2 protein-coding genes are annotated in these 1,650 nt (G+C 43.7%); both read left to right on the top strand.

Annotated features, from left to right (window positions below):
* Nucleotides 1–934: RHS repeat-associated core domain-containing protein (locus tag IQ219_RS19480; RefSeq protein ID WP_228017404.1), on the top strand; the 934-nt coding region annotated here is incomplete at its 5' end.
* 167 nt (nt 935–1,101) lie between these two features.
* Nucleotides 1,102–1,392, top strand: coding sequence for a hypothetical protein (locus IQ219_RS19475; protein ID WP_194073708.1), 291 nt, complete (start codon nt 1,102–1,104; stop codon nt 1,390–1,392).
* Nucleotides 1,393–1,650: the final 258 nt, after the last annotated feature.

Here is a 1,650-nt window from a genome sequence, read left to right as displayed (position 1 = left end):
GTTTACCGGTAGAAAGCTCCCCCTCACCGAAGCGGACGTTGTGGTGGGCTTCGCGCCGCACGTCACCTCGCTGAGCGACTACTACCCGTTTGGGAGTGGGATGGAGGGGCGAACGGTACCAAGTACGTACCGGTACGGTTACGGCGGCCATGAATTGGAACAGGATAATTTACTAGATATGGGCGATAGATGGTTGGATTCGCGGATTGGCAGGACTATGAAGCTTGATAAGTATGTAGACGACTATCAATGGATAAGTGGTTATACATATGCTGCGAATAATCCGCTCTTATGTATAGATATTCACGGAGAAAGAATATATATCCATTACCAAACCGAGAGTGGAGAAGATGCGAAATACGAATACGGCTCGGGGCTTGAAGTGCCAAATGATCCATTTGTTCGTGGAACCGTTGCTGCGCTCAATAGGATTTCAGAGAGTCCTAATGTGTCAGACAGATTGGATGTGATAATTAGTTCAGATTTGAATGTGACAATTACACCATATTTCGAGACACAATATCACGCGGCAATTGCTAGTTGGAAGGATATGGATGGGGTTAAGCAGTTTGAGGTTAAACCGGACCAGGAGGTAAAATTTAACATGAACCTGGGTTTGCAAGAGGCAAGTACAGGTGTGGTGAACCCGCCATTCATAAGCCTTTGGCACGAACTAGGGCATTTGTACAATGCTATCACTGACACAGAGGGATTCGTAAATAGACATGATCAGATTTATGATTCCAAAGACGTTAGCTGCGAGGATCATGTTTGGACCAATGAGGAAGAACGTGTTAATATTCAACAAAACGAGTGGCCACTGGCTGTTGAGTCAGAGGGTTTTGAAAGGCAAACACATAAAGTTGGTGGAAGGAGCGGAGTTGTAGCCGTGAAAACAAACGGCCCTTTAAGTACAGAAGTGGTAAAACAATGAAACTAAAGATTATAATTCTTGGCTGCTTATTTGTTTCGGCTCCACCAAAGCAACCGGAGTGCAGCTATCACACTGTCCTCATATATGGTGAGTCATTCTACAGAAGTAATACGACAGGGAACCACTGGATAGATGCCAACTATATTAGATGCAATGCGGAAGTGTCCATGACAATTAAGCAACTATCACTACTAAAAGAAATTGGAAGATATTTTTTTGGTCTTGAAGTTCGTGGTGAGCCACCGTTGAATCCGATGGAGGTTGAAAATGTTGCGTTAGTTATAGACTTTTATTCTAGTGGCAGCGTAGCATCAGTTGTTTTGATTGATTCAGACTGGAGGGTCTTTATTTACCGAGATTATCAACCATACAATGAAGTTGCTTTGACTGAAAGTCAAAAATGCGAAGTGTTTAATTTAATCTCAGTTATGCCCTACTTAGTTGCTGACCCTTGTTGAGATTTAAATACCACTGAAATCGTCAATGCAGAATCGGGGGGCATTTGATATTTCTACGCCAAGTAGTAAAGAATCCTTCAGGGATTGTCAGTAACTTTCATCACCATCTTCTCTCGATTGGGGTATACACCGTATCCCCCCGAGCAACTACACGCACCACTTGCTGGAGAAGTTCGAGAGTTTTTCGGGATCAATGTTGTTGGGCAGGAGTTGGTGGAGTTTGTTGACTTTGTAGTCAGCGATGTTCTCGAGCACGTA

This window comes from Synechocystis sp. LEGE 06083, assembly GCF_015207725.1.
GTDB lineage: Bacteria > Cyanobacteriota > Cyanobacteriia > Cyanobacteriales > Microcystaceae > Synechocystis > Synechocystis salina.
The sequence above is the reverse complement of the archived record's forward strand: the minus strand, read 5'-3'. Positions and strand labels throughout refer to the sequence as shown.